This window comes from Micromonospora sp. NPDC049274, from assembly GCF_040678875.1.
Lineage (GTDB): Bacteria > Actinomycetota > Actinomycetes > Mycobacteriales > Micromonosporaceae > Micromonospora.
Window position 1 is genome coordinate 120,628 of the sequence record NZ_JBFAQS010000018.1, and the last position, 23,280, is coordinate 143,907.

The 23,280-nt window shown below is 73.0% G+C and carries 19 protein-coding genes and 1 pseudogene; 7 read left to right on the forward strand and 13 right to left on the reverse strand.

What is annotated here, in order from left to right:
* Positions 1-7: 7 nt before the first annotated feature.
* The 6 genes from AB0K10_RS27560 to AB0K10_RS27585 are packed head-to-tail and all read right to left on the reverse strand — an operon-like array spanning position 8 to position 5,460.
* Positions 8-412, reverse strand: a complete 405-nt coding sequence (locus AB0K10_RS27560) for a cupin domain-containing protein (RefSeq protein ID WP_363688152.1) — start codon at positions 410-412, stop codon at positions 8-10.
* Positions 405-1,211: an SRPBCC family protein gene (locus AB0K10_RS27565; RefSeq protein ID WP_363688154.1), complete on the reverse strand. Its 807-nt coding sequence runs from the start codon at positions 1,209-1,211 to the stop codon at positions 405-407. The genes AB0K10_RS27560 and AB0K10_RS27565 overlap by 8 nt, the downstream gene beginning before the upstream one ends.
* Positions 1,208-2,680: an acetyl-CoA carboxylase biotin carboxylase subunit gene (locus AB0K10_RS27570; protein WP_363688156.1), complete on the reverse strand. Its 1,473-nt coding sequence runs from the start codon at positions 2,678-2,680 to the stop codon at positions 1,208-1,210. The genes AB0K10_RS27565 and AB0K10_RS27570 overlap by 4 nt, the downstream gene beginning before the upstream one ends.
* 19 nt (positions 2,681-2,699) lie before the next feature.
* A complete protein-coding gene (gene accB / locus AB0K10_RS27575) occupies positions 2,700-3,410 on the reverse strand; it encodes an acetyl-CoA carboxylase biotin carboxyl carrier protein (RefSeq protein WP_363688158.1) in 711 nt (236 codons plus the stop codon).
* Entirely contained in the window at positions 3,407-5,125 is a 1,719-nt protein-coding gene (locus AB0K10_RS27580; protein ID WP_363688160.1) for an acetyl-CoA carboxylase carboxyltransferase subunit alpha, read from the reverse strand. The genes accB and AB0K10_RS27580 overlap by 4 nt, the downstream gene beginning before the upstream one ends.
* Positions 5,122-5,460, reverse strand: coding sequence for a TcmI family type II polyketide cyclase (locus AB0K10_RS27585; RefSeq protein WP_363688162.1), 339 nt, complete (start codon positions 5,458-5,460; stop codon positions 5,122-5,124). The genes AB0K10_RS27580 and AB0K10_RS27585 overlap by 4 nt, the downstream gene beginning before the upstream one ends.
* 447 nt (positions 5,461-5,907) lie before the next feature.
* On the opposite strand from AB0K10_RS27585, the gene AB0K10_RS27590 reads away from it, so the two are divergent.
* From AB0K10_RS27590 to AB0K10_RS27610, 5 genes and pseudogenes are all read left to right on the forward strand, one after another.
* A complete protein-coding gene (locus tag AB0K10_RS27590) occupies positions 5,908-6,720 on the forward strand; it encodes a BTAD domain-containing putative transcriptional regulator (RefSeq protein ID WP_363688164.1) in 813 nt (270 codons plus the stop codon).
* Positions 6,721-6,813: 93 nt separating this feature from the next.
* Positions 6,814-7,161 carry a TcmI family type II polyketide cyclase gene (locus AB0K10_RS27595; protein ID WP_266242903.1) on the forward strand — a complete coding sequence of 116 codons (348 nt, stop codon included), beginning with the start codon at positions 6,814-6,816 and terminating at the stop codon, positions 7,159-7,161.
* Between the two features lies 1 nt (position 7,162).
* A complete protein-coding gene (locus AB0K10_RS27600) occupies positions 7,163-8,512 on the forward strand; it encodes an NAD(P)/FAD-dependent oxidoreductase (RefSeq protein WP_363688166.1) in 1,350 nt (449 codons plus the stop codon).
* Between the two features lie 1,005 nt (positions 8,513-9,517).
* Positions 9,518-9,841, forward strand: a pseudogene (locus AB0K10_RS27605) (hypothetical protein); the annotation flags it as partial.
* A 285-nt stretch (positions 9,842-10,126) separates the two neighbouring features.
* Entirely contained in the window at positions 10,127-11,332 is a 1,206-nt protein-coding gene (locus tag AB0K10_RS27610; protein WP_363688168.1) for a low temperature requirement protein A, read from the forward strand.
* Here AB0K10_RS27610 and AB0K10_RS27615 read toward each other — a convergent pair.
* Complete coding sequence (locus AB0K10_RS27615; protein ID WP_363688170.1) at positions 11,281-12,084, reverse strand: Asp/Glu racemase; 804 nt, start codon at positions 12,082-12,084, stop codon at positions 11,281-11,283. The genes AB0K10_RS27610 and AB0K10_RS27615 overlap by 52 nt on opposite strands.
* Positions 12,081-12,908, reverse strand: coding sequence for a hypothetical protein (locus tag AB0K10_RS27620; protein WP_363688172.1), 828 nt, complete (start codon positions 12,906-12,908; stop codon positions 12,081-12,083). Before AB0K10_RS27620 ends, AB0K10_RS27615 begins: the two co-directional genes overlap by 4 nt.
* Positions 12,909-13,160: 252 nt before the next feature.
* Here AB0K10_RS27620 and AB0K10_RS27625 point away from each other — a divergent pair, with 252 nt between their 5' ends.
* Both AB0K10_RS27625 and AB0K10_RS27630 read left to right on the forward strand, forming a co-directional pair.
* The gene (locus AB0K10_RS27625; RefSeq protein ID WP_007460667.1) at positions 13,161-13,367 is read left to right on the forward strand and encodes a hypothetical protein; all 207 of its coding nucleotides are present in this window, start codon (positions 13,161-13,163) and stop codon (positions 13,365-13,367) included.
* 225 nt (positions 13,368-13,592) lie between these two features.
* On the forward strand, positions 13,593-14,552 hold the full coding sequence (locus tag AB0K10_RS27630; protein WP_363688174.1) for a TIGR03557 family F420-dependent LLM class oxidoreductase: 960 nt from the start codon (positions 13,593-13,595) through the stop codon (positions 14,550-14,552).
* Between the two features lie 83 nt (positions 14,553-14,635).
* Here the strand turns inward: AB0K10_RS27630 and AB0K10_RS27635 are convergent, their stop codons facing one another.
* From AB0K10_RS27635 to AB0K10_RS27655, 5 genes are all read right to left on the reverse strand, one after another.
* The gene (locus AB0K10_RS27635) at positions 14,636-16,141 is read right to left on the reverse strand and encodes a hypothetical protein (RefSeq protein ID WP_363688176.1); all 1,506 of its coding nucleotides are present in this window, start codon (positions 16,139-16,141) and stop codon (positions 14,636-14,638) included.
* Positions 16,142-16,308: 167 nt separating this feature from the next.
* On the reverse strand, positions 16,309-18,402 hold the full coding sequence (locus AB0K10_RS27640; RefSeq protein ID WP_363688178.1) for an amino acid transporter: 2,094 nt from the start codon (positions 18,400-18,402) through the stop codon (positions 16,309-16,311).
* Between the two features lie 100 nt (positions 18,403-18,502).
* Complete coding sequence (locus AB0K10_RS27645) at positions 18,503-18,892, reverse strand: hypothetical protein (RefSeq protein WP_363688180.1); 390 nt, start codon at positions 18,890-18,892, stop codon at positions 18,503-18,505.
* Between the two features lie 495 nt (positions 18,893-19,387).
* A complete protein-coding gene (locus AB0K10_RS27650; RefSeq protein ID WP_363688182.1) occupies positions 19,388-20,158 on the reverse strand; it encodes a DUF5995 family protein in 771 nt (256 codons plus the stop codon).
* A gap of 134 nt (positions 20,159-20,292) precedes the next feature.
* Entirely contained in the window at positions 20,293-23,190 is a 2,898-nt protein-coding gene (locus tag AB0K10_RS27655; protein ID WP_363688184.1) for an AAA family ATPase, read from the reverse strand.
* Positions 23,191-23,280: the final 90 nt, after the last annotated feature.

Consider the following 23,280-nt stretch of genomic DNA (forward strand, 5'->3'; position numbering starts at 1 on the left):
CTCGCGCTCATGACCCGCCCCGTTGCTCGACCAGTTCCGTGTCGACGTGTCCCAGCTCGGGCCGGGGTGCCAGCGGACCCAGGTGGAAGACCACCTCGGCCGGCTCCACGCCGGTGTTGCGCAGCCGGTGCCGCACGTTTACCGGCACGAACAGCGCCTCGCCCGCGGACACCGCCGTGGGCTTGTCGTCCAGGTCGACAGTGATCGCGCCGCGCGCCACGTACAGGAACTCTTCGCTGTACGGGTGGTAGTGCTCGGCGATCCGCTCCCCCGGCGCGAGGGTGGCCACCCCGAGGAAGCCGGACGTGCTGCCGACGGTGCGGGGCCCGAGCAGCACCCGCAGCTCGCCGCCGCGCCGGCGGTCGGCCGGTACGTCCGCGGCGGCGATCGGCCGGGTGCCCAGGTCACTCATCGCCGGCCCCCGTCGACTCGCCGCCGGCCACAGCGCGGTCCTGCGCGCCGCCGGCCACAGCGCGGTCCTGCGCGCCAGCATCCAGGCGGTCCTGCTCCTCGCGCTGCCGGGCGATCCGCTCCACCCGGTCCTTGATCACCGCGAGTTGGATGACGCTGTTGGTGTTGATCCGTTCGGTCATCGCGGTGTTGTCGACGGGCGCGGTGGGCTTCATGGCGAAGTCCTGCGTCCAGGCCATCCGGGTGCCGTCGGCCTCCTCGGTGTAGCGCCAGTGGATCCGCATGTACTCGAACGGCCCGGTCTCCACCCGGTGCGCCCGCACCTGCCGGCTGACCGGGTCGGCGGTGCGTTCGCTGACCCAGCTCCACGCCACCCCGTTCTCGTCGGGGTACATGGTGAGCCGGAACCGTACGGTGTGCCCGTCGCGGTGCAGGATCTCCACCACGGCGTACTCGGTGAACAGCTCGGTCCAGTTCGCCACGTCGTTGGTGACGTCCCAGACCAGTGCGAGAGGGGCGTCGATGACCACGGAGTTCTCGGTGTGTCCGGGCGGGTCGGTGCGGCGGGCGACCAGGCCGGCCACCGCCGGGATGCTCAGTTGCCCGGCCTGCTCGGGGATGTTCACCTGCCACCGGTCGGCGACGACGGCGGAGAGTTCCAGCAGCGCGAGTGAGTCCATGCCCAGTTCCTCGAGTGACGCGGCGGGCGCTCGTGCCGCGGCGTCGGCGTCCAGCCCGCAGTGCGACACCAGGATGTCGGTGATCTCGGCGGTCATCGGGCGGCCATGGGTGACGGTCATCGGGTCCTCCGGTTGGATACGTCGGGCTGCGCGGCGGGCGCGGCGCGGGGTGTGGGGGTGGCCGCGGACCGCTGCGCGGGCGCGGGCGCGGGCGACGACGGCGACGGCGACGGCGACGGCGACGCGGCGAGTAGGCGGTCGACCAGGCCGGTGGTGTAGCGGCCCTTGCGGAACGCGGCGTCGTCGAGCACCCGCCGCACGAACGGGATGGTGGTGTGCACGCCCGGTCCGGCGATGTCGAACTCCTCCAGGGCACGCTCCAGCCGGTTGAGCGCCAGTTCCCGGTCGGGCGCCCAGACGATCACCTTGGCCAGCAGCGAGTCGTACCAGGGGCCGACCAGGTAACCGGCGCTGGCGTGGGTGTCCACGCGGGTGAACGGTCCACCGGGTGGGGTGAACCGCTCCAGGCGGCCGGGTGTGGGCGCGAAGTCGCGTTCGGGGTCCTCGGTGTTGACGCGGCACTCCACGGCGACGCCGTGCAGCCGGATCTCCTCCTGCCGCCATCGCAGCGGCACCCCGGCCGCGATGTGCAGTTGCTCGTGCACCAGGTCGATCCCGGTGACCATCTCGGTGACGGGGTGTTCCACCTGGATCCGACAGTTGATCTCCAGGAAGTGGAAGCGTTCCTCGGCGTCCACCAGGAACTCCAGGGTGCCCGCGCCGACGAAGCCGACCTCCAGGGCGCCCCGCAGCGCGGTCTCGGCGATGGCGTCGAGCGTGGCGGCGGACAGCGCGGGAGCGGGCGCCTCCTCGACGAGTTTCTGGTGCCGGCGCTGCACCGAGCAGTCCCGGGTGCCCAGGTGCACGCCGTTGCCGTGGGAGTCGCAGAGCACCTGCACCTCGACGTGCCGGGCCTCGGTGAGGTACCGCTCGACGTACACCCTGTCGTCGCCGAAGGCGGCCTGCGCGGCGGCCCGCGTCCGCGCGTACGCCCGGGCCAGCTCGGCGGGGTGGTGCACCACTGTCATCCCTCGGCCACCGCCCCCGGCGGCTGCCTTCACGATCACCGGGTAGCCGACGGCGTCGGCTACCTCGGCGGCCGCCGCGGCGGTCGCCACCGGCGCGACGCTGCCCTCGGGCAGCGGCAGGCCGGCGCGGCTCATGAGGGCTCGGGCCGAGGACTTGTCGGCCAGCGCCGCCATCACCGCCGGCGGCGGGCCGATGAACGTCAGGCCGTTGTCGGCGCAGATCTCGGCGAAGTCGGCGTCCTCGGAGAGGAAGCCGTACCCGGGATGCACGGCCTGCGCGCCCACCTGCCGGGCCGCCTCCACGATCGCGGCGGCGTTGAGGTAGCTGCGCCGGCTCGACGCCGGCCCGATCCGGACGGCCTGGTCGGCGAGGCGCACGGCCGCGGAGTCCGCGTCGGCGGCGGAGTAGACGACCGCAGTGCGGATGCCCAGCTCCTTGCAGGCCCGCAGCACCCGCAGCGCGATCTCACCACGGTTGGCGATCAGCACGGTCTCGAACATCTGTCACTCATCCCCGCCGTCAGGCCGGATCCAGCTCGACCAGTGGCTGGTCGTACTCCACTGGCTGGCCGTCGCCGACGAGGATCGCGACCACCCGCCCGGCCCGGTCGGCGGTCACCTCGTTCATCAGCTTCATCGCCTCGACGATCGCGACCGGTTGACCGGGACGGACCAGGTCACCCACCGCGACGAACGGCGGTGCGCCGGGCTCCGGCGCGCGGTAGAAGGTGCCGACGATCGGCGCCCGGACCGCGGCGCGGCCGGGGACCGGCGGCCGGATCAGCGCGGCCGGCGGGCCGGGCGCGGCCGTGGCCGCCGTCGGCGTGGCACCGACCGGCGGCAGCGCCGGGGGTACGGACGACAGGGTGGCCGCCTCGTCCGGATGCCACTGGACCTCCAGCACCGTCGTCCCGCTGCACAACCGGATCCGACGCACCGGCCCGGGCAGCTCGGCGAGCAGGTGCCGCGCCTGTCGACGCAGCCCGACCAGCACCGCCTCACCGTCCGCGGCGGTGCCACCGAGCCCGCCCTCCGGGTACCGCCCGTCCGGGCGGACGTCGGCCGTCTCAGGGCCGGTATGCGCAGCAGGCTGGCACTCGCCGTCGAGGTGGCCGTTCGCGCCGTCGAGCTGGCCGCCGTCGTCGGACCGAACAGCGCCGTCGAGCGGGCCGCCGCCGTCGGGTCGGGCGTTCTGGCCGTCGGCGGTGTCCACTGTGGGTGCGGCGGTCATCGGGCGACCGCCCGGATACCTGTGCGGGTGGCGCCGAACCGGCGGAACCGCTGCCGGCGCAGGCGGACCAGCATCGCGGGCGGCACGTCCAGCAGCGGCAGGAGGTTCGCCAGCAACGCGGCGCGCAACCGTCGGGCCGTCTCGGCGGGGTCGTCGTGGGCGGCCGTCGCCGGCTCGGGGACGATCTCGTCGACGACGCCGAGGCGACACAGGTCGGGTGCGGTCAGCCGGAGCGCGCGGGCGGCCTGCGGCGCGGCCGAGCGGTCCGGCCAGAGGATGGCCGCGCAGCCCTCGGGGCTGATCACCGAATACACGGCGTGCTGCAGCATCAGCACGCGGTCGGCGACGGCGAGGGCCAGCGCGCCGCCACTGCCACCCTCACCGGTGATCACCGCGAGGACGGGGGTGGGCAGCACGGTGAGGGTGAGGATGTTCTCCGCGATGGCGGCCGCCTGGCCCTGCTCCTCGGCGCTGATCCCCGGGTCGGCGCCGGGGGTGTCGACCAGGGTGACCACCGGCAGGCCGAGGCGGGCGGCGAGACGCATCAGGCGCAGCGCCTTGCGGTGCCCGGCGGGGCTGGCCATCCCGAAGTTGCGGGCGACCAGGTCGGCTGTGGTGTGCCCCTTCTGGTGGCCGATGACCATGACGTGCCGGCCGGCCAGCCGCGCGACACCGCCGACAATGGCGGGGCAGTCCCCGCCGAGCCGGTCGCCGTGCAGCTCGACGAACCCGTCGAACACCGAGTCCAGATAGTCCAGGGTGGTGGGCCGGCCCGGGTGGCGGGCCGTGCGAACGGTGTCCCACGCGTCGCGTACCGCCGGTTGCGTGCCGTCGGCGGCTGGGGTCGCGCCGGCCAGGCGCTCGTGGTGTGGCGCCGGCTCCTGCCGGGGTACGGGCGGACGCGCCGGACGGCCGGTGCCGGCCGCCGCGAGCAGCGCGGCCAGTCGACCCCGCAGCGACCGGCGCTGCACCACCATGTCCACCTGACCGTGGCGCAGCAGGAAGTCGGCGGTCTGGAACCCCTCCGGCAACGCTCGGCCGGTGACCTGACGGATCACCCGTGGACCGGCGAAACCCATCCGGGCGCCAGTCTCGGCGAGCACCAGGTCGGTGTTGGTGGCAAACGAGGCCGCCACCCCTCCGTAGGTCGGGTCGGTGAGCACGCTGACGGTGAGCAGACCCGCCTCGCGCAGCGCGGCGATGGCCTGGCTGACCGTGGCCATCTGCATCAGCGACAGGGCGCCCTCCTGCATCCGCGCCCCACCCGACGCGGTGACCAGGATGAGCGGCACCCGGTCGTCCAACGCCCGCTCGGCGGTACGGGTGATCAGCTCACCCACCGCGCAGCCGAGGCTGCCGCCGAGGAAGCGGAAGTCCATCACGGCCAGAGCGGCCGGGTGTCCGCCGATGGTGGCGGTGGCACAGAGGACCGCCTCGGTCAGGCCGGTGCTGACCCGCGCGGCGCTGAGCCGGTGCGAGTACGGCAGCACGTCGACGAAGTTGATCGGATCCGCCTCGGGCAGCCGGTCGGGGAGGAGGCACAGGGAGCCCGGGTCCACGAGCTGACGCAGTCGTTCCGGGGCGCCGAGCCGGGCGTGCTCGCCGCACTCCGGGCAGACGTCCAGGTTGCGGCGCAGCCGCTTGCGATAGAGCAGGCTCGCACAGCCGGCGCAGCGAGACCAGAGCTGCTCCGCTTGCCCGGCGGCGGCGGTCACGAGCGCCCCCCGGCGTCGGGAGCGTCGAACCGGTAGAAGCACTGCGCCATGGCGTCGCGCGGCGAGCGCCAGGTCGGCAGGTACGGCGAGACGTACGGCCGCAGCCGGTCGCTGACCCGGACGAACTCGGGGTGACCACGGGCGGCCTCCACCGCCTCCTGCGCCGGATGCTCGGTGTCGAGCAGGTGCACGTAGAGGTCGTGCAGGCGGTACAGCGAGCGGTGCCGGACGCCGACCAGGCGCGGCAGCTCGGTCGCGTCCGACTCGGCGAAGATCTCGGCTACCCGTTCCTCGGCGGTCGGTACGACCTTCGCGACGATCAGCGATCGGTCCATGGCTGGGCCTCCCCCCACGGCGTCCGGGCCGGCCGGGTGAACCTCCGGACGCGCTGGACGACTGCGGCCACGATGCGGCAGTCGTCGTCACGGCGCCGTCACTGCGGCGGACCAGCCAGCGACGCAGCTTGGTGACGCTGCGTTGACGCAACCTGTGTATGAGCTATGCGTCCCATGTGCACGACCCGATCCGCCAGAATGGCGTTTGAGCAGTTCAGAACCGATCTCATGGTTGGCCCCAGGCAACGGATGGCCGACAGTGGCGTTGACTCACCGTGACCATCATTGATAATCTTCACGGTGGTCAGCCCGACGGCTCCGGCGGGCGGTGCCGCCGCCTGGACAGCCCTGGTCGCATTCCATCGACGGGATCGGCGGTGGCGACGCGGGCAGCCGGTCCGGAACACAGCAGACAGTCGGAACGAGCGTTCCGCAGGGGGTGCCGCCGTGGCCGCTGATCCGTCCGTCCCGACCGCCGTACGTGGCGGCGCGGCCGACCTCGCGCTGCACCTGCTGGGCGGTTTCCGGCTCCTGCACGCCACCGCGCACATCGTGGTGCCGCGCGGCCTGCAACGGGTGATCGCGCTGATCGGGCTGCGCCCCGGCGCCACCCGCAGCCAGTTGGCCGGCCTGCTCTGGCCCGACGTGTCGGAGGAGCGGGCACTGTCGTCGCTGCGGACCGCGCTGTGGCGGCTGCGGCAGGACCCGTGCTGCCCGATGATCGTGGCCGGCGACACCGTCCGGCTGGACCCGGCGGTCCGGCTCGACGTGGACGACCTCGTGCAGACCGCAGCCCGCGTCCGCAACGGCGACGACCCGAGGACCACCGCCGGGGCGCTCGCCGCCGGCCGACACGACCTGCTGCCCGGCTGGTACGACGACTGGGTGCTGCTGGACCGGGAACGGCTGCGGCAACTGCGCCTGCACATGCTGGAGCAGGTGGCCGCGCAGCACCTCGCGGCGGGGCGGCACGGCGAGGCCCTCGAAGCCGCGTTGGAGGCGATGGCCGCCGAGCCGCTGCGCGAGACGCCACACCGCCTGGTGGTACGCATCCATCTCGCCGAGGGCAACGCCTTCGAGGCCGTACACGCCTTCTACGTCTACCGTGACCTGCTGCGCCGAGAGCTGCGTCTGGAACCCAGCCCGGCGATGAGCGCCCTGCTCGACGACACGCTCGCTCCGATCCGGGCGGCCACCCGCCCCGCGGCCCCCGGCCAGCAGACCGCCGCCCGGCCGTCACCGGCCGGACGACGCACGTGACGGTGACGTGACACACCCTGCGGCACGGTGGGCGCAACGAGCACGTGACCACCGGCCCCCGGGCCGGGATCGGCCACCGGCGGAAGGGTTCCCATGAGTCGTCTACTGATCGTCAGCCGGATCATCCCGGGCGCGGAGGAGCGGGTCGCCCAGATCTTCGCCGAGTCCGACGCCACCGAACTGCCCGGTCTCACCGGCGTCACGCACCGGTCCCTGTACTGCCTGCACGACGTGTACGTCCACCTCATCGAGACCTCGGACGTCAACCCGGGCGCCCTCGCCGCCGCCCGCAACCACCCGCTCTTCCAGCAGGTCAACGAGCGGCTCGCGGCCCACACCTCGCCGTACCTGCCGACGTGGCGCTCCCCCCGCGACGCCATCGCCGACTGCTTCTACCGCTGGGACGCCGCCGACGCGGCAGCGCCCCACCCGGCCGGCTGACATGTCCACCACCGGACCGCACGTCCTGATCATCGGCGCCGGCACCGGCGGGCTGTGCCTCGCGCACGGGCTGCGCCGCGCCGGGATCAGCGTCACCGTCTACGAACGCCACCAGCACAGCACCGAAGGGCTGCTCGGCTACCGGGTGGGCATCGGCCCCACCGGCAGCCGGGCGCTGCGCGAATGCCTGTCACCGAAGCTGTTCGCCACGTTCCTGGCCACCTGCGCCCGGCCGCCGAGCTACTTCAACGTCGTCACCCAACGGCTGCGCCAGACCGCGTCGTTCGAGCTGCGGCCCACCGCCGACCCGGTGCACACCGAACACTCGGTGGCCCGGATGGTGCTGCGCCAGGTGCTGCTGACCGACCTGGGCGACGTGGTGCGCTTCGACAAGACCTTCGTCCGGTACGAGCAGCACGACGACGGCACGGTCACCGCGTACTTCGCCGACGGGACCAGCGCCACCGGCGACCTGCTGGTAGCGGCCGACGGCACCCACTCGGCCGTACGTCGCCAGTACCTGCCGCACGCGGTCACCCGCGACGCCGGCACCATCAACATCGCCACCCGCATTCCGCTGACCGCGCAGACCCGCGACCTCGTGCCCGAGCGGGTCCGCAAGGGCATCTCGCTCATCTTCGGCGCCGGCGGCACCATGGGCGTGCTGCATGTGATGGAGTTCAAGTGGGCCGCCGACCGGACGATCAAGCCCGGCGTCAGCGCCGACGACGCCGCTCTCCTGCGCGGCTGGCCCGGCCTGTCGAGGGACACCAGCGCCGACTACATCAACCTGATCATCTGGAGCACGGCCCGCCGGTTCCCGGCCGACGTGCTGCAACGTCGGGGCGAGGACCTGATACGCGTCGCCCTGGACCTCACGCCCAACTGGCATCCGCACCTGCGGGAGCTGTTGCGGATGAGCGATCCGGGCAGCGCCCTACCGATCAAGGTGAGCACGTCCGAGCCGACACCGCCCTGGAAGAGCAGCACCGTCACTCTGCTCGGCGATGCCATCCACACCATGACCCCGGGGCGTGGGGTGGGCGCGAACACCGCGCTACGCGACGCCCGCCTGCTCTGCGCGCACCTCACCCGGGCCGCCGCCGGGGACACGACGCTTGTGCAGGCGGTGGCGGACTACGAGGCCGCCATGGTGCCGTACGGCTTCGCGCGGGTCGCCGAGTCGCTGCACCGCAGCGGCACCAGCGGCGACGACCGGATGTACCGGCCGGTGGTGGGCCGGCTGGCGCTGCTCGGGGCGCGCGGCTACTTCGGAGTGACCAGCCGGGTGCCTCCGCTGCGGCGCCGCTTCGTCGACGACTTCCACACCTACGAGGGTGACCAGGACTGAACACGGCACCAGCTGACCCGGGCACGGCGACAACGCGCCGGCCCGGGTCGCTCCGTGTCCGGCGATCGATCGCATCCCGCCGTGGTCGCGACGCTGTGTCACTCGTCGCGCACCGCATGCGGTGACCGTCCCGGCCACGGCGTCTACGACCGATCCTCTCTGTCGTCGGTAATGCGCGTGTGCGAAGCTGCGGCGAGTTTTTCTCGTGACTTTTTCGACGAGCTGAGAGGGAGGTTCGCCGTGGAGTGGTCTATCGGACACTCGCTGATAGTGCTACTGGCGTTGTTGCTGGGCCTGGCCGCCGGATGGTTGCTGCGCGGCCGGCAGGGCGCAGGGACCAACGGGCGGGGTCAGTCAATCGTGGACGGTGACCCCGTCGCCGGCCTCGCCGTGATCGACGCTCCGGTGCCGCCGGCCGCCTCCGACGAGGCCGCCCCGGTGGCGGCCGTGGACGCTCCCCCGGCAGCGGTCGCCGACGAGCCGACGCCTGTGGACACGGTCAGCGCACCCGCCGCCGTGACCACGCCGGACGACTCCGCCCCGAACGCCGTCGACCCGGGCGACATGGCCCTCACCGAAGCCCCGCCGCCCGTCCCGGCCACCGAGCGGACCGACGCGGTCGACGTACCCGCGTTCGCGGCCGACCCGGAGCCGGTCGCGGCCGACGAACAGCCGGCGACGGTGATCGCCCCGCGCCAGCCGATGGACGACAAGACCGACACCGTGCCGGCCGAGGCAACCCCGGCCGACGTCACGCCGGTCGAGACCACGGACGCCGACGTCACGCCGGCCGAGGCAACGCGCGCCGACGTCACGCCGGTCGAGACCACGGACGCCGAGGTCGCCCCGGTCGAGACCACGGACGCCGACGTCACGCCGGTCGAGACCACGCGCGCCGACGTCACCCCTGCCGAGGTTCCGCAGGCCGACTCCCCGTACGCCGAGGTCACCCCGATCGAGGCGACGCCAGCTGTTGCGGCGGGCGCGACCGCGACGGACGTCGCGGACGCCGAGCCGGTGCGGGCCGCCCCGCCGGTCCGGGCGGCCGACACCACGCCGACGCAGGCGGACACCGAGCCCACGGGCCCGGCGGACGACTTCCGCCGGATCCAGGGGGTCGGGCCGAAGATCGCGGCCGCGTTGCAGGCGGCCGGTGTCCGCACCTACGCCCAGCTCGGCGAGCTGGACGAGCCGGCGCTGCGTGACCTGATCCGGGCCGCCGGTCTGCGTGCGGCACCCGCGTTGGCCACCTGGCCCCAGCAGGCTCGGATCCTGGCCGGCGCCGGTGACCAGGCGGCCGCGGTGTTGCCGGGCGGCAGCCAGGGCTGAGTGTCGACAACGAACCCCCGGGCGCCCGTCTTCTCGACGGCCGGCCGGGGGTTCCGTCGTTCCGGCGGAGCGACCGGGGTCGGGACACTTGATCAACTCGGCATCCATGGAATCGGGCCGTCCGCCCCGCCCGGACACCCCGACCTCAGGGAAACCGAGTCGATCAACCGCCTCCCCGGTCGGGGGACGACCGGCCGAAGCCCGGTGGCACGCCCGGTAGCTGGCTAGCGTCGGTCGAGGTGAGCCGGACGGCCCGCCGCGTCCACCGGCACCGCAGGAGCAATCGTGCACCTCTCCGCGCCGGAGCCCGGGCACCGCAACACCCGACCACCGGTACGCGACCCGGATTCCCCCCGCCGGGTGACGCTGCTCGAACTCTTCTTCGACCTGGTGTACGTGGTCGCCCTCGCCCTCATCTCGCGGGGCATGGTCGACAGGCTCGACTGGCACCGGGCCGGGCAGGCGCTGATCCTGCTGGCCGCCGTCTGGTGGACCTGGGCGATCACCACCCTCGTCACCGACCTGTACGACCCGGAACGCACCGAGATCAAACTGCTGATCAGCGCCGTGATGTTCGGTGCCCTGTTGATGACCACCGCGATCCCGGAGGCGTTCGGCGCACGGGGAATCGTCTTCGCCGCCACGTACGTGGCCATCCACCTCGGGCGTGGGCTGTTCCTGATGCCTGCCGTACGCCGCGAACCGCAGACCCAACGCAGGGCCGTCCGCATCTTCGTCTGGTTCACCGTGTCGGCGATCCCCTGGATCATCGGCGCGTTCGTCAGCGGCGACGCCCGGCTGGCGTGCTGGGCCATCGCGCTCGCCATCGACTACGGCGGTTTCCGGCTCGCGTACCCGGTGCCCGGGTTGGGGGTGGTGCCGGAGCCGCAGCGCAACGTCCAGGCCGAGCACCTCTCCGAGCGGTACCAGCAGTTCTTCATCATCGCCCTCGGCGACGCCATCCTGACCATCGGCACCATGTTCAACCTGGCCCACTCCGAGGCGCAGAACATCGGCGCGTTCGCGGTGGCGTTCGCGACAACGCTTGTGCTCTGGCGGATCTACGTCCACAAGTCCGGCCAACTGCTGCCGACGGCCATCAAGATGTCCGGAGCGCCGGGCAAGTTCCTGTTCACCGCGCCGTACACCCACCTGCTGATGATCGCCGGAGTGGTGGTCACGGCCTCCGGGTTCGACCTGGTGCTGCACGACCACAACGGCCGTACGCCCCCGGCCTGGGTCGCGGTGATCCTCGGCGGCCCGGCGCTGTTCCTGGTCGGCCGGTCCTCGTTCGAGTACGAGGTGTTCAGCCGCGTCTCGTCGTCGCGGGCCGGCGGTCTCCTGGCGTTGCTGACGATCGCGCCGGCGGCCATGTACCTGCCGCCGATCTTCGCGTCCCTCGGCGCCCTGCTGGTGTTGGTAGGCGTCGCGTACGCCGACTATCGCCGCAGTCGCGGCAAACCGCCGGAGGCCCCTGCCCCACCGCACTGAACCGCTGCGCCGGCCAGCAGTCGACCCGCGTCCGGCACGTACGGCTCGACGCCGAGCACGGTCAGCAGCTGGTGCACGGTGGCGGTGGCGGCGGTGAGCACCGGCCGGCCGAGGCGGGCCTCCACCCGCGGCACCGCGGCCAGCGACGGCAGCTGCACGCAGGCGGAGAGGACCACGGCATCCACGTCGGTCACGTCCAGCCGGTCGGCCAGCTCCACCAGCCGCGCCGTCGGGATGCGGCCCACCGCGACGTTGTCCGGCTCGCCGAGACTCACCGCCTCGGTGACCCGCACGCCATACCCGGCGAGGTAGGCGACGACTGTCGCGGTCAACGGCGGCAGGTACGGCGCGATCAGCGCCACCCGACGCGCGCCCAACGCCCGCAGTCCGGCCACCAACGCGCCGGCGCTTGTCACCACGGGCATGTCGTGCCCGGCCCGCACGGCCGCCCGGCCCAACCGCCGCTCGGCCCGCTCGTGCGCGCCGACGCCCTCGCACATCACCGCCACCAGGCAGGCGTACGCGAGCACGTCGCACCGGGCGTCGGCCAGCTCGGCGGCGCAGCGGACCGACGAGCGGTTCATCCGGGCCAGCTCGTCGGCCGTCACCTGGTGCAGCCGCACCCTGCTGGCGTGGGTGGTGAACCGGGTCGTCGGGTCGACGGTCTCCCGCCGACGCAGCATGGCCGGGATCTCGGTCTCCATGGTGGTGTTCGAGCTGGGCACCACCAGGCCGACCCGGTAGTGGCTCACACCAGCGCTCCCGCGTACCCCCGGACCTGCAACCGTCGCCCGGCGGTGTCGCCGAGGCGCACCTGGAGGCCCAGCGGCGTGGCGGCCCGGCGGACGTCGTCCAGGTGCAGCGAACCGTGCCGGTCCACGGTCAGCACCGGCGGCTCCTCCAGCTCGCCCTCCGGAGCGTGGAACGAGAGCAGGGTCACCGAGGTGGTGAGGTAGCCGGGGTAGGCGGCGCGGGCGGCCGCCTCGTCGGGATGGGCGAGCACCACGAGGTCGTCGAGGTGGGCGAAGTCGGCGGCGAGCGCGCCTGCCTTCCAGTGCGCCGGCTCCTCGGCCGCACCGGTGTGGTGTCGGGACCGGTTCGCCGACGTGATGTAGAGGTGATCGGTGCCGGTCTCGGCGAGCGCTCGCTCGAAGAACGCGTTGGACGGGCAGGTGAGACCGGGAGCGATGACCTGCGTGGTACGCAGGCCGCTGTCGATCTGGGTGAGGTGGTCGGGCAACCGGTCGGCGGCGGGGCCCCGGAAGCCGAACGGCCCGGCGCCGTAGAGGGCGTCCATCAGCGCCCGCACCCGGCCGATCGGCAACCGCGGCGAGATGCGGGACCAGTCGAACATGCCCGGGATCCGGCCGACGGCGGTGGTGATGCTGCCGACCTGGTGAACCGGGCGGCCCTTGGCCAGGTTGACCCGGCGTACGGTGGCCGCGTCCGGCCGGGTGACGATGACGTAGAAGTTGGCGAACGCCGCCGCGACGACCGCGCCGCCGGCGAGCGCGCGGGCCGCGACCGCGACGTCCTCGGGGCGGTCGATGTACAGGGATGGGGTGGGGGCGGTCATGGGTCCTCCTCGGCGGGGCCGTGAGGCAGTTCTACGTCCGGTGGCCCGTGCGGCGGCCGGGTCGGTCGGCGATCCGATAGCCGACCGTCGGGACACGATGCGGGCGGCCGATGTCGGTGCGGTACCGACGGCGGACGGCATCGGCCGGACGGAGGATCCGGCGGGGGTGCCGGACGCTCACCGTTAGCCGCGCGACCCGATTGGGTACAACGCCTGCACCTCAGATCCACCACATACCTTCAGGAGGCAGCGATGCGCGGCACCTCGATACTCGGAGTCATCGTCGTGATCTGGCTGGTGATCGGCGCCATCGCCGGCGGTCAGCGGGGTTACTACAGCGGCGATGACACCAACTGCGCCGAGGCCGGCACGATCCTGGTCACGATCGTGGCCGGACCGCTGAACTACATCGGGGCAAACCCCAAGGTCGACTGCAAGCTGCCGGAGCCGTCCAAGTAGGACGAAGACGTTCCAGGAGGCCCGCGCCCGTCCGGGGCGCGGGCCTTTTGCTGCCCGGGGTCGGGGCTGTCGCACCCCGTCCGGCTCTGCGCCGCTGGGCCTCCGGCAGCCGCCACATCGCGTGGGCCGTCCTAGGAGGCTGGTTCGGACCCGTGGGCGGCGTTTGTCGGCGCGAAGGAGGGGAACCGACCGGCGTCGGCGAGTGGACGGAATCGGGAGCGTGCCATGCAGATCGGCTACAAGCTGGCCTCGGAGGGCTTCGGACCGCAGGAGATCATCCGGCAGGCCGTCCGGGCCGAACAGGCCGGTTTCGACTTCGTCGAGATGAGCGACCACTTCCACCCCTGGCTGGACGCGCAGGGCCACTCGTCCTTCACCTGGAGCGTGCTCGGCGCGATCGCGGCGAGAACCACCACGCTGCGCCTGGCCACCGGCGTCACCTGCCCGACCGTGCGCTACCACCCGGCGATCATCGCGCAGGCCGCGGCGACCATGGCACTGATCTCCGACGGCCGCTTCACCCTCGGCGTCGGGGCCGGCGAACGGCTCAACGAACACGTCGTGGGGCAGGGCTTCCCCAGCGTGCAGGGCCGACACGTTCGGCTACGCGAGGCGCTGGAAATCATCCGGCTGCTCTGGCAGGGCGGCTACCAGTCGTACGAGGGGCGACACCTGCACCTGGAGGACGCCCGGGTCTTCGACCTGCCGGACACCCCGCCGGTGATCGCGGTCGCCGCCAGCGGGGAGGCGTCCGCCCGGCTGGCCGCCGAACTGGGCGACGGGCTGTTCGCCACCGACCCGGACGCCTCGATCGTCGAGCACTACCGGCGGGCCGGCGGATCGGGTCCGCGCTACGCCGAGGTGCCACTGGCCTGGGCCACCGACGAGCAGCAGGCGGTGCAGGCGGTGTTGCGGACCAGCCGGTGGATGGTCACCGGCTGGAAGGTGATGAGCGAGCTGCCCAACCCGGTCAACTTCGACGCGGCCAGCGCTCACGTGGAGGAGAAGCACATCCGCGAGCTCTTCGCCGTCGGCCCCGATCCCGAGCCGCACGTGGCGAAGGTCCGCTCGTACGTCGACGCCGGCTTCGACCACGTCGTCCTGCAGAACGCCGGCGGCGACCCCGACGGCTTCCTCGACTTCTTCGCCGCAGACCTGGCTGCCCGGCTGCGCGCCCTCGGCTGACGACGCACGCCCGCCCGGACGACTGTCCGGGCGGGCGGGTGCGCTCAGGATGTGCGCTCGGGACGAGTGCGCGTGTCGACGCCTCAGCGGAAGCAGTGCGCGACCGGCACCACGCTGCCCTCGCAGTTGGTCGGCTCGTTCTCGACGACCACGCTCTCGTCGTCGAGCTTGATCTGGGCGTGCTCGGCGAAGATGCCGCCGGGCTTCACCGTTGCCGCGTTGTGGGTGACCTTGCTCGTGTAGAGCGCCACCGAGCCCGCGGAGGCGTAGATGCCACCGCCCTTGGACGTCGCGCCGACCGCCTCGTTGCCTGTCACGTCGCTGCCGCGCACGAGCAGGTTGGACTTCTCCGCGTAGATGCCGGCCCCGATGCCGTGCGTGGTGTTGCCGTCGACCACGCTGTCGTCGAGGGGCAGCAGGCCCTTGACGGTGGAGATGGCCCCACCGTTGACGGTGGAGGTGTTGCCGCGGATGGTCATCTTGCGCATCACCAGCACCGCGTCGGAGTTGGCGGCGCCACCACCGACCTGGGCCGTGTTGTTCAGCAGTTCGGTGTCGTACACCTTGGTCCGGGCCGAGAAGCTGGCCAGGCCGCCGCCCTGCCCGGCGCTGTTCTCGGCGAGCGTGGTGGTGTCCACGTCCGCCGCGCCCCGGTAGTTGCCGAGCCCGCCGCCGTAGCCGTTGGCGCTGTTGTGGCGGAACTCCGAGCGCTTCAGCGTCAGCACACCGCCGTTGAGCAGGCCCCCGCCCTTGCCCGCGGCGCCGGAGGCGCTGTTGCCGACGAACGTGGAGTCGGTGACCACCATGTTGCCGTCGTTGAAGATCCCACCGCCGCCGCCCTCGGGCGAGAGCGAGGTGCTCTGGGTGACGGTGACCCGCTCCACCACGGCCGTCGCGCCGTGCACGACGTGCACGCTGCCGCCCTCGATGAGCGAACGGCCGTTGTGCAGCTCGACGTCGCGCAGGGTCAGCTCGCCGCCGTCGCGGACGGTGAAGAAGCGGAACGGCGCGGCCTGGGCGTCGCGGGCGATGGTCGCGCCGGCGCCGTCGATGGTGATGCCCTGGTAGATCACCGGCAGGCCGGACGTGTCGTCGGCCGGGTTGTGCGGCGGAGCGTCGGCGTCCCCGGGAGTCTCCGCGGCGTCGGCCTGCTCCCGGGCGTCGCGGATCCCACCGTCGTACTGGTCGGTCTCGTGGAACGCCTCGGTGAGGGTGTACCGGCACCGGGGCGCGAGCCGCAGGTCGCCGCCGCCCTCCGCGTTGGCAGTCACCAACGCGGCCACCAGCTTCGCCGCGTCGCAGGGCACCTCGATCACGCCGTGCCTGCCGGTACCCGGGGTGTGCGGGCGGGCCCTCTCGGCGTCGTCGCCGCCACGCTCCGGCGCGGACCGGTCGTCGGGCTGCCGGTCGTCGTCGCGAGCGGCCGGGGTGGTCAACCTGCCCAGGCCCGGCAGGGACAGGTCACGGTCGGCCGCGGCGGCGGCGCCGGCCGCCCCCACCACCAGGCTCCCGGCCAGGAGCCCACCGGCTAAGAACCATCGGGACCGCCGTCTGGGTCGTGCCGGGCGGTCTCCTCGGTACGTGGACATCAGGTGCCTGCCTTCCTGGGTACGTGACGTAACCGCGCCAATCGGGGCGTGGGGTGACCGACGTGCCGCCGACCACCAAAGGTCACGATAGGACCGCAATCCGGACAGGAAGGTGTGAACGTGAATAGTGCTGCCATTCATCTTTTACGACACCAGACGACGCGCGCTCACCCGCCGACGTGGATGCCCGGCCGACGCAGCGGGTCCTTCTCGGTACGACGAATGATCTCCCGCACCACCGGCGGGGTGTCCCCCCGGCCGAGAATCAGGTAGCGCAGCAGGTGCGCGATCGGGCTGCCCTCGGACCACTCGAAGTGCGCGTGCGGGCGTACCCCGGTGGCGTCGCGCAGCGCCAACAGGATCGCGGCTATCGCGTTCGGCGCGGCGGGGCTGCTGGCCCGCAGCACCCGGAAACCGGCCACCTCGACGCCGTGCACCCGCAGCACCTGGCTGAACTCCGACGGATCCACCACGTCGATCTCCAGGAACAGCACGTCCGCGGCCCCGGGCACCGGGTTCATACCCCGCTGCGCCCGCTCCTTGATCGTGTACTCCTTCACCGAGCCGCTCTGCCGCTTGTTGGCGATGAGGTGCAGCTGCCCGTCGTGCGCCAGCGACTCGGCGACGAACCGACGGGCCGGCTCGTCGAACTCGATCCGCTCGGCGCGCAGCTCGGTGGTCCGGGTGACCCGGGAGATCAGCGACACCACGATGATGGCCAGGATGAACAGCGCCGAGATGGTGATCCCGTCCGGCTGCTCGACGACGTTCTCCAACAGCGCGTACAGCAGCACCACGGTCAGCAGCGTGAAACCGACGCCGGCGACGCGTTGGCGGTGCCGCACCGCGGAGATGGTCACCGCCACCGCGCCGGAGACCATCATCGCCAGGATGCCTGTGGCGTACGCCCCGGCCTGGGCGTTGACGTCGGCCCGGAAGGCGATCGTGATGGCCACGCTGACGACTGTGTAGACGATCACCACCGGACGCACCGCGCGTGCCCACTCCGGGGCCATGCCGTACGAGGGCAGGTAGCGGGGCACGATGTTGATCAGCCCGGCCATGGCCGACGCGCCGGCGAACCAGAGGATGAACACGCTGCTCACGTCGTAGACGGTGCCGAACACCTCGCCCAGATAGGTGTGCGCCAGGAAGGCCAGCGCTCGACCGTTCGCGCGGCCACCCGGGCGGAACTCGGCGGCGGGGATGAGGGCGGTGGTCACGAAGGTCGTCGAGATCAGGTACACCGACATGATCAGCGCGGCGGTGGTGAGCAGCCGGCGGGTGTTGCGGATCCGGGCCGCCAGCCGGGCCGCCCGGTCCGGCCCGTCGGCCGACACCAGCGGCATCATGCTGACGCCGGTCTCGAAGCCGGACAGCCCCAGCACCAGCAGCGGGAACGCCAGCACGGCGGTGACCAGCACGTGGCCCGCCCCGCCGCCGGCGGTCAGCGCGGTGGTCCAGTCCGACACGATGGTGGGGTCCTCGACGAGCCGGGTCACCGCGACCACCACGATCACCGCGTTCAGGACGAGGAAGACCGCCACCAGCGGGATGGCCACCACCACGGCCTCGCGGAAGCCGAGCAGGAACACGCCGCCGAGGACGAGCAGCAGCGCCACGGTGACCGCCACCGGCACCGCCGGGCCGTGCAGGGCGTCCGGCAGGTACGGGTTCTCCAGCAGGTGCACTGTGGCGTCGGCCGAGGAAAGGGTGATCGTGATGATCCACGAGGTGGCCACGAACCCGAGCAGCACGAGCACGAAGATCTTGCCTCGCCAGAACGGCAACAGCCGTTCCAGCATCGCCACCGAGCCCTGCCCGTGCGGGCTCTCCTGGGCCACGCGACGATACATGGGCAACATGCCGAACAGGGTCAGCGCGACGATCAGCAGAGTCGCCAACGGGGACAGCGCACCCGCGGCCACGGCCGCGATGCCCGGCAGGTACGACAGGGTGGAGAAATAGTCCACGCCGGTCAGGCACATCACCTGCCACCAGGCGTGCCTGCGGTTCTGCCCCTCGCTCGTCTCCGGGCCCGGCGGCTGTACCTGGTGCTGGAAGAGCCACCGGCGCAGCGGACTGGCCGGCGGCGCCGACCGTGCCGGGCTGGCGACCCGCTCGGGCACCACCACACCCTGCCGGCCTCCGGAGTGCGGGCGGGCCGGGTCGCGGGCGGCGCGCAGGGCCGGGTCCGGTCCGGTCGGCGTGTGGCGTCGTCCGCTCCAGCGTCGCGGTTTCGCCCGGTGTTCGTCAGCCATCGCCCGTCCCACCCTCGCAGGTCCTGATCCGACGGTAGGTGGTAGCCGGCGGCCCGACCGGCGGAACGGGGCACGCGGATGGTCTGCTCAGGTCAGGTCCTCATCCGGCGAGCAGCCGTGCCAGGGCCGGCGGATCGGCGACGGTGACCGTGGCTGCCGGGTGCCGGGGCCAAGCGCCGGGCGCCAGGGCCGGCACCGGCACGCCGAAGCGCAGGCAGACCCCGCCCGCCGCGCTGCTGCCGAAGCTCACGCCGCGGTCGACCAGCGACAGGTGGGGGCCGATCACCCGCCACCAGCGGTACGGGCCGCCGACCTCGGTGCCGAGCACGTTGTCCCGGCCGGTGCGCAGCCGCCACGGCCCGTACCGGATCAGCAGGTCCTCGTCGGTGACGGCGACCCAGGCCGTCGAAGGCCGCACGCCCAACAGCGCCAGCGCCGGACGGAACGCCGGGTCGAAGCGGAACGGGAACTGGACGCCAGCGGCGGTCATCGCGCACCGGGACGGGCGGCGGGTCGTGGCACCGGGCCACCCGGCCGCAGCGGGCCGGGCCGCGCGGGGCGGGGTCGGGCGGCGGGCCGGCGCCGGGCCAGGACGGTCATGGCGCGGGCGTACCCCGTTCGGGGCGACCGACACCCCTCGGAGGGCACGGCGTCGACGGTCCGCGCACCGCGGCCGGTCCGGGGCCCTGGGAGAGTGAGTGCGGTGGCCCGTCCCGACCCGTGGCCGCTGCGCCGGCCGGCGGTCCGTCCCGTCACCGCCGGCCGGCGCAGCGAGCCCGGCCCGCACCGCTCCCCCGCCGCCGGCCGGCACCCCCCGGGCCGGCCGACGACTGCAGACGGTCGGCACCCCCCTGGGCCGACCGGCTGACTCCCCGCCGCCGCCGGCGAACCGGTCGACCTGCGGGTGGATGGAGCTGGTGGGGTGGACGCGCCCCCGCGCTCCGCCGCCCCCCACGGGGCGGAGCGCGGGGACCCCCCGTCCCGGCTACTGCAGGAACGCCCCGAGGGGCGAGAGCAGCAACCGGCCGAGCGCCGCGGCGTTGTCGTCCAACCGCGTGCGCTCACACTCGCGGGCATCCGGATCGTGCCGGCACCGCCAGATCTTCTGCGCGTTGCGCCAGGCGACATCGCGGGTGTACTCGACCAGTTCCCCCTGGTACCAGTCGTCGATGTCGCCGTTGAGCATGTCGATGAGCAGCTGCCACTGCTCCAGATAGCCTCGGCGCAGGCCGGGGATCTTGTCCGCGAAGATCTTGTTGATCTCGAGGTAGTCGTGATGCTGGTCGGTGCCGTCGACCGGTTCCGACTCCAGATGGTCGAACGTCGTCACCAACGCGAACGGCAGGTCGAAGTTGATGTGCGCGTTCACACCGGCCGCCGCCGACGGCAACGGGCGGGCGTCCGGCCCACGCATCCGCGAGAACAGGCACGACCACGCCTTCGGCGTGCCGGGGCTGGAGTCGCTCCACAACCGCAGGGCGTCGAAGTAGCGGGCCGCGAACTCGACGTCCAGCCGGGAGAGGAACGCCGGGTCGACGAAACGGTCGTCGTACAGGCCGTCCAGCACACTGCTGGTGATCGTCAGGTAGAGCTTGTTGAAGTCGGCGAGCGGGCAGCTCGCCTCCAGCGGCGGGACCCGCACCAGCATGTCCTGGAGCTTGGTGAGGTGATCGACCACCGCCGGCACGTCCGCCGGATGATCGGCGAGCAGGTCGACGATGTCCCGGTGCACGGGCCCCCAGACGGGTTCGGTCATCTCTCCTCCATGGTGGTCGTGACGCCCCCGGGGCGCCGTCGACGGGGCTCAGCCTCTCAGCCGAGAGCCACCGCCGGGATCAGTAGAACGACGTATCCCGGCGCGCACACGCGCCGGGATACGTATCGGGGAGGTCAGCCGCGGGAGTTGCGCAGCATGATCGCGCTGGCCTGGACGCGGGTGCGGACCTGAAGCTTGTCGAAGATGTGCGACACGTGCACGCCGATGGTCCGCTCACTGATGAACAGGCGCTGCCCGATCTCCCGGTTGGTCAGTCCCTCCGCGACGAGCGCGAGCACCTCCCGCTCCCGCGCGGTGAGAGCCGCCAACTCGTCGTCGACCGGCTCGGCCGACGCGGCGGCGCGCGCACCGTCGGCGTCGCGCTCCTCCAGCGACACCCGGGCCCGTCCCGCCAGCTCACGGATCTCCGAGGTCAACGGCACCGCGCCCAACCCCTGCGCCACCCGGTACGCCTCCCGCAGCAGCTTGCCGGCGGTGGCGATCCGACTGCGCCTGGCCAGCAGCGCCTCGGCCTGTCGCAACCGGGAGTACGCCGCCGGATAGGGGTGGTTGCGGCGTTCCCACTCGGCGACCGAGGTGGCCCACAGCTCCGGGTCGCTGCCGTCGAGGCGGCTCACCTCCGCAGCGCACAGGGCCAGGAAGCCCTCCACCACCGACCGCACCGGTCGGGCCGCTCCGGCGCTCTTGCGGGCCATTCGGTCGGCGACGTCCCGCAGCCGGCGTACGGCCGTCGGGTCCACGTCCACGGTGCGGCTGGCGTGCGCCTCCGCCTCGGCGCGCAGCCCGTGCCAGACCAGGGCGGACAGGATCATCACGTCGTCGGAGCGGCTCTCGGTGAGGCCACGCTGGACCGCCAGCCGCGCCACGTCGTGCCGGCCCTCCCACATCGCCAGCCCAGAACGCAGGGTGAGCAGCGGAATCACGTGGCGTGCCCCACCGCCGGCGAGCAGGGTCGCCACCGCGTCGAGGTCCCGACCGGCGGCCTCGATGTCGCCGTAGCCCACCGAGAGTCGGCAGCGAGCCAGTAGCAGCTCGACGGCGTCCGCCCCGGACGGTCGGTGCCGCAGCGCCGCGGCGACCACCTTCTCCGCCTCGGCCCACTGCCCCACCCGGAACAGCCCGTTGATGGCGATGGCCAGCAGTCGTGTGCCCCAGGTGCGGCCAAGCCCCAGCTCGGCCACCCGCTCGGCGCCCCTCCGTGCCACCACCACGCCCTCTTCGAGGATGTTCAGCGGCCCGGTCAGCAGCTCCGCCAGGTGCAGGTAGGCGCAGGCGACGTCCTCGGGCTGGCCGGCACGCTCGGCGGTGTCGAGGGCCTGGCGCATCACGGCCAGCCCGGCGTCGGGGTCCTCCAGAAAGGCGTCGCTGAAGCCCAGCGCCGAGCTGGCCAGCACGACCTCGGTGGCGGAACCCTCCACGTTCTCGGCCAGCGCCAGCGCCTCCCGGGCGCGCCGGCCCGCGTCGGCGTACCGACCCAGGTGCAGCAGCAGCTCGGCGAGCCGCGCGGCGGCGGAGGCCCGGTCCCGCGCGGAGCAGTCCGACGCCTCCAGCGCCCGCTCGTACTCCTCCTCGGCCAGCGCCGAGCGGCCGGCGGCGGCCAGGTACCGTGCCCGGCGGATGTGCAGCGCGCAGCTCGGGGCGCCGCCGCGCACCGCGACCAGCTCCTCCAGCAGGGCCAACGCGCGGACGTGCTCGCCGCAGTGGTGGGCCGCCTCGGCGGCGTTACCGAGCAGCTCGGTGCGGTCCACCTCCACCGACCCCGAGTCGCCGGCCAGCTGCAACGCCACCGACCAGTGCCGGTGCGCCTCGGCGTAACCGTGCAGCCGTTCGGCCTCCTGCGCGGCTGCCACCGCCGCCGGCAACGCCCGCGCCGGGTCGCCGGCCAGCCGCCAGTGATGCGCCAGCCGGGCCTGGTGCAGCTCACCCGGCGCGCCGGTCAGCGCCTCGGCGTAGCGGCGGTGCAGCCCGGAGCGCTCGGCCGGCAACAGTTCGTGCGCCAGCACCTCGGCGACGAGGCGGTGCCGCAGCCGGTAACCGTCGTCGGCGCCGACCAGCAGCCGGTGCGCGACCGCGGCGCGCGCGGCGTCGATCAGCTCGTCCTCCGGCAGCCGTAACACCTCGGCCAGCAGCCAGTGCTGCACGGGTTCGACACCCGCGGCCACCGCGTGCACCACCGCGTGCGCGTGCTGCGGCAGCGCGTCGACCCGGTCGAGGAAGATCTCGCGCAGCGTCTCGGACAGGCCGTCCCGGCCGTCGCGCAGGTCGCGAGCCAACTCCTCGATGACGAACGGGTTGCCGCCGCTGCGCTGCCACACCTGCTCGGCCGCGTCGGGCGGGAGCGCCCGGCCGACCACCGCGGCGGCGAGCTGCTCGGTGTCGGCGCGGTCCAGCGGGGACAGGTCGAGCACCCGGACCGTCCGCAGCCGACGCAGTTCGGTGAGCACCCGACGCAGCGGGTGCGCGCCCTGCAACGACTCGGCCCGCACCGCCGCCAGCACCGAGAGCTGAAGGTCACCGAGCCCGGCCAACAGGTAGAGCAGCAGCTGTCGGGTGCTGCGGTCGACCCACTGGAGGTCGTCCAGGATCAGCACCAGCGGTCGCCCCTCGGCGATCAGGTGCAGCCCTCGGGAGACACGTTCCAGCAGGGCGCCCGCGCCGTCCGGGCCGCCCGTCTCGTCGGCGAACATCTGCAACAGCCCGCGCACCGCCGACGAGGTGCGGGCCTGCGACGCGGACAGGTCCGCGTCGAAACGCCGCAGCGCCTGCAGCAACGGGTGCAGCGGCGAGGCGTCGCCGATGTCCAGGCAACTGCCGGTCAGCACCAATGCGCCCTGGTCGCGCAATCGGGCACCGATCTCGCCGAGCAGGCGGGTCTTGCCCACACCGCTCTCACCGGTCAGGAAGACGGCGGCCGTCTGCCCCTGTGCCACGTCACCGAGCAGCGCCGACCGAACCGTCTGCACCAGCTCGGCCCGGCCCACGAGCGGTGCGGTGTCCACATCGCTGGCCATGGGACGCAGCCTAATCACACGCCCCCGTACCGTTCTACGGCCATCTGCCGCTTGTGGTACTCCTCGCGTCGACATTGCGACTAATGGTGG

What these genes read in the sequence shown, in the direction of transcription:
- AB0K10_RS27560 (WP_363688152.1), bottom strand. Translation starts at nt 412, where the DNA reads ATGAGTGACCTGGGCACCCGGCCGATCGCCGCCGCGGACGTACCGGCC.
- AB0K10_RS27565 (WP_363688154.1), bottom strand. Translation starts at nt 1,211, where the DNA reads ATGACCGTCACCCATGGCCGCCCGATGACCGCCGAGATCACCGACATC.
- AB0K10_RS27570 (WP_363688156.1), bottom strand. Translation starts at nt 2,680, where the DNA reads ATGTTCGAGACCGTGCTGATCGCCAACCGTGGTGAGATCGCGCTGCGG.
- accB (WP_363688158.1), bottom strand. Translation starts at nt 3,410, where the DNA reads ATGACCGCCGCACCCACAGTGGACACCGCCGACGGCCAGAACGCCCGA.
- AB0K10_RS27585 (WP_363688162.1), bottom strand. Translation starts at nt 5,460, where the DNA reads ATGGACCGATCGCTGATCGTCGCGAAGGTCGTACCGACCGCCGAGGAA.
- AB0K10_RS27595 (WP_266242903.1), top strand. Translation starts at nt 6,814, where the DNA reads ATGAGTCGTCTACTGATCGTCAGCCGGATCATCCCGGGCGCGGAGGAG.
- AB0K10_RS27600 (WP_363688166.1), top strand. Translation starts at nt 7,163, where the DNA reads ATGTCCACCACCGGACCGCACGTCCTGATCATCGGCGCCGGCACCGGC.
- AB0K10_RS27620 (WP_363688172.1), bottom strand. Translation starts at nt 12,908, where the DNA reads ATGACCGCCCCCACCCCATCCCTGTACATCGACCGCCCCGAGGACGTC.
- AB0K10_RS27625 (WP_007460667.1), top strand. Translation starts at nt 13,161, where the DNA reads ATGCGCGGCACCTCGATACTCGGAGTCATCGTCGTGATCTGGCTGGTG.
- AB0K10_RS27630 (WP_363688174.1), top strand. Translation starts at nt 13,593, where the DNA reads ATGCAGATCGGCTACAAGCTGGCCTCGGAGGGCTTCGGACCGCAGGAG.
- AB0K10_RS27635 (WP_363688176.1), bottom strand. Translation starts at nt 16,141, where the DNA reads ATGTCCACGTACCGAGGAGACCGCCCGGCACGACCCAGACGGCGGTCC.
- AB0K10_RS27640 (WP_363688178.1), bottom strand. Translation starts at nt 18,402, where the DNA reads ATGGCTGACGAACACCGGGCGAAACCGCGACGCTGGAGCGGACGACGC.
- AB0K10_RS27645 (WP_363688180.1), bottom strand. Translation starts at nt 18,892, where the DNA reads ATGACCGCCGCTGGCGTCCAGTTCCCGTTCCGCTTCGACCCGGCGTTC.
- AB0K10_RS27650 (WP_363688182.1), bottom strand. Translation starts at nt 20,158, where the DNA reads ATGACCGAACCCGTCTGGGGGCCCGTGCACCGGGACATCGTCGACCTG.
- AB0K10_RS27655 (WP_363688184.1), bottom strand. Translation starts at nt 23,190, where the DNA reads ATGGCCAGCGATGTGGACACCGCACCGCTCGTGGGCCGGGCCGAGCTG.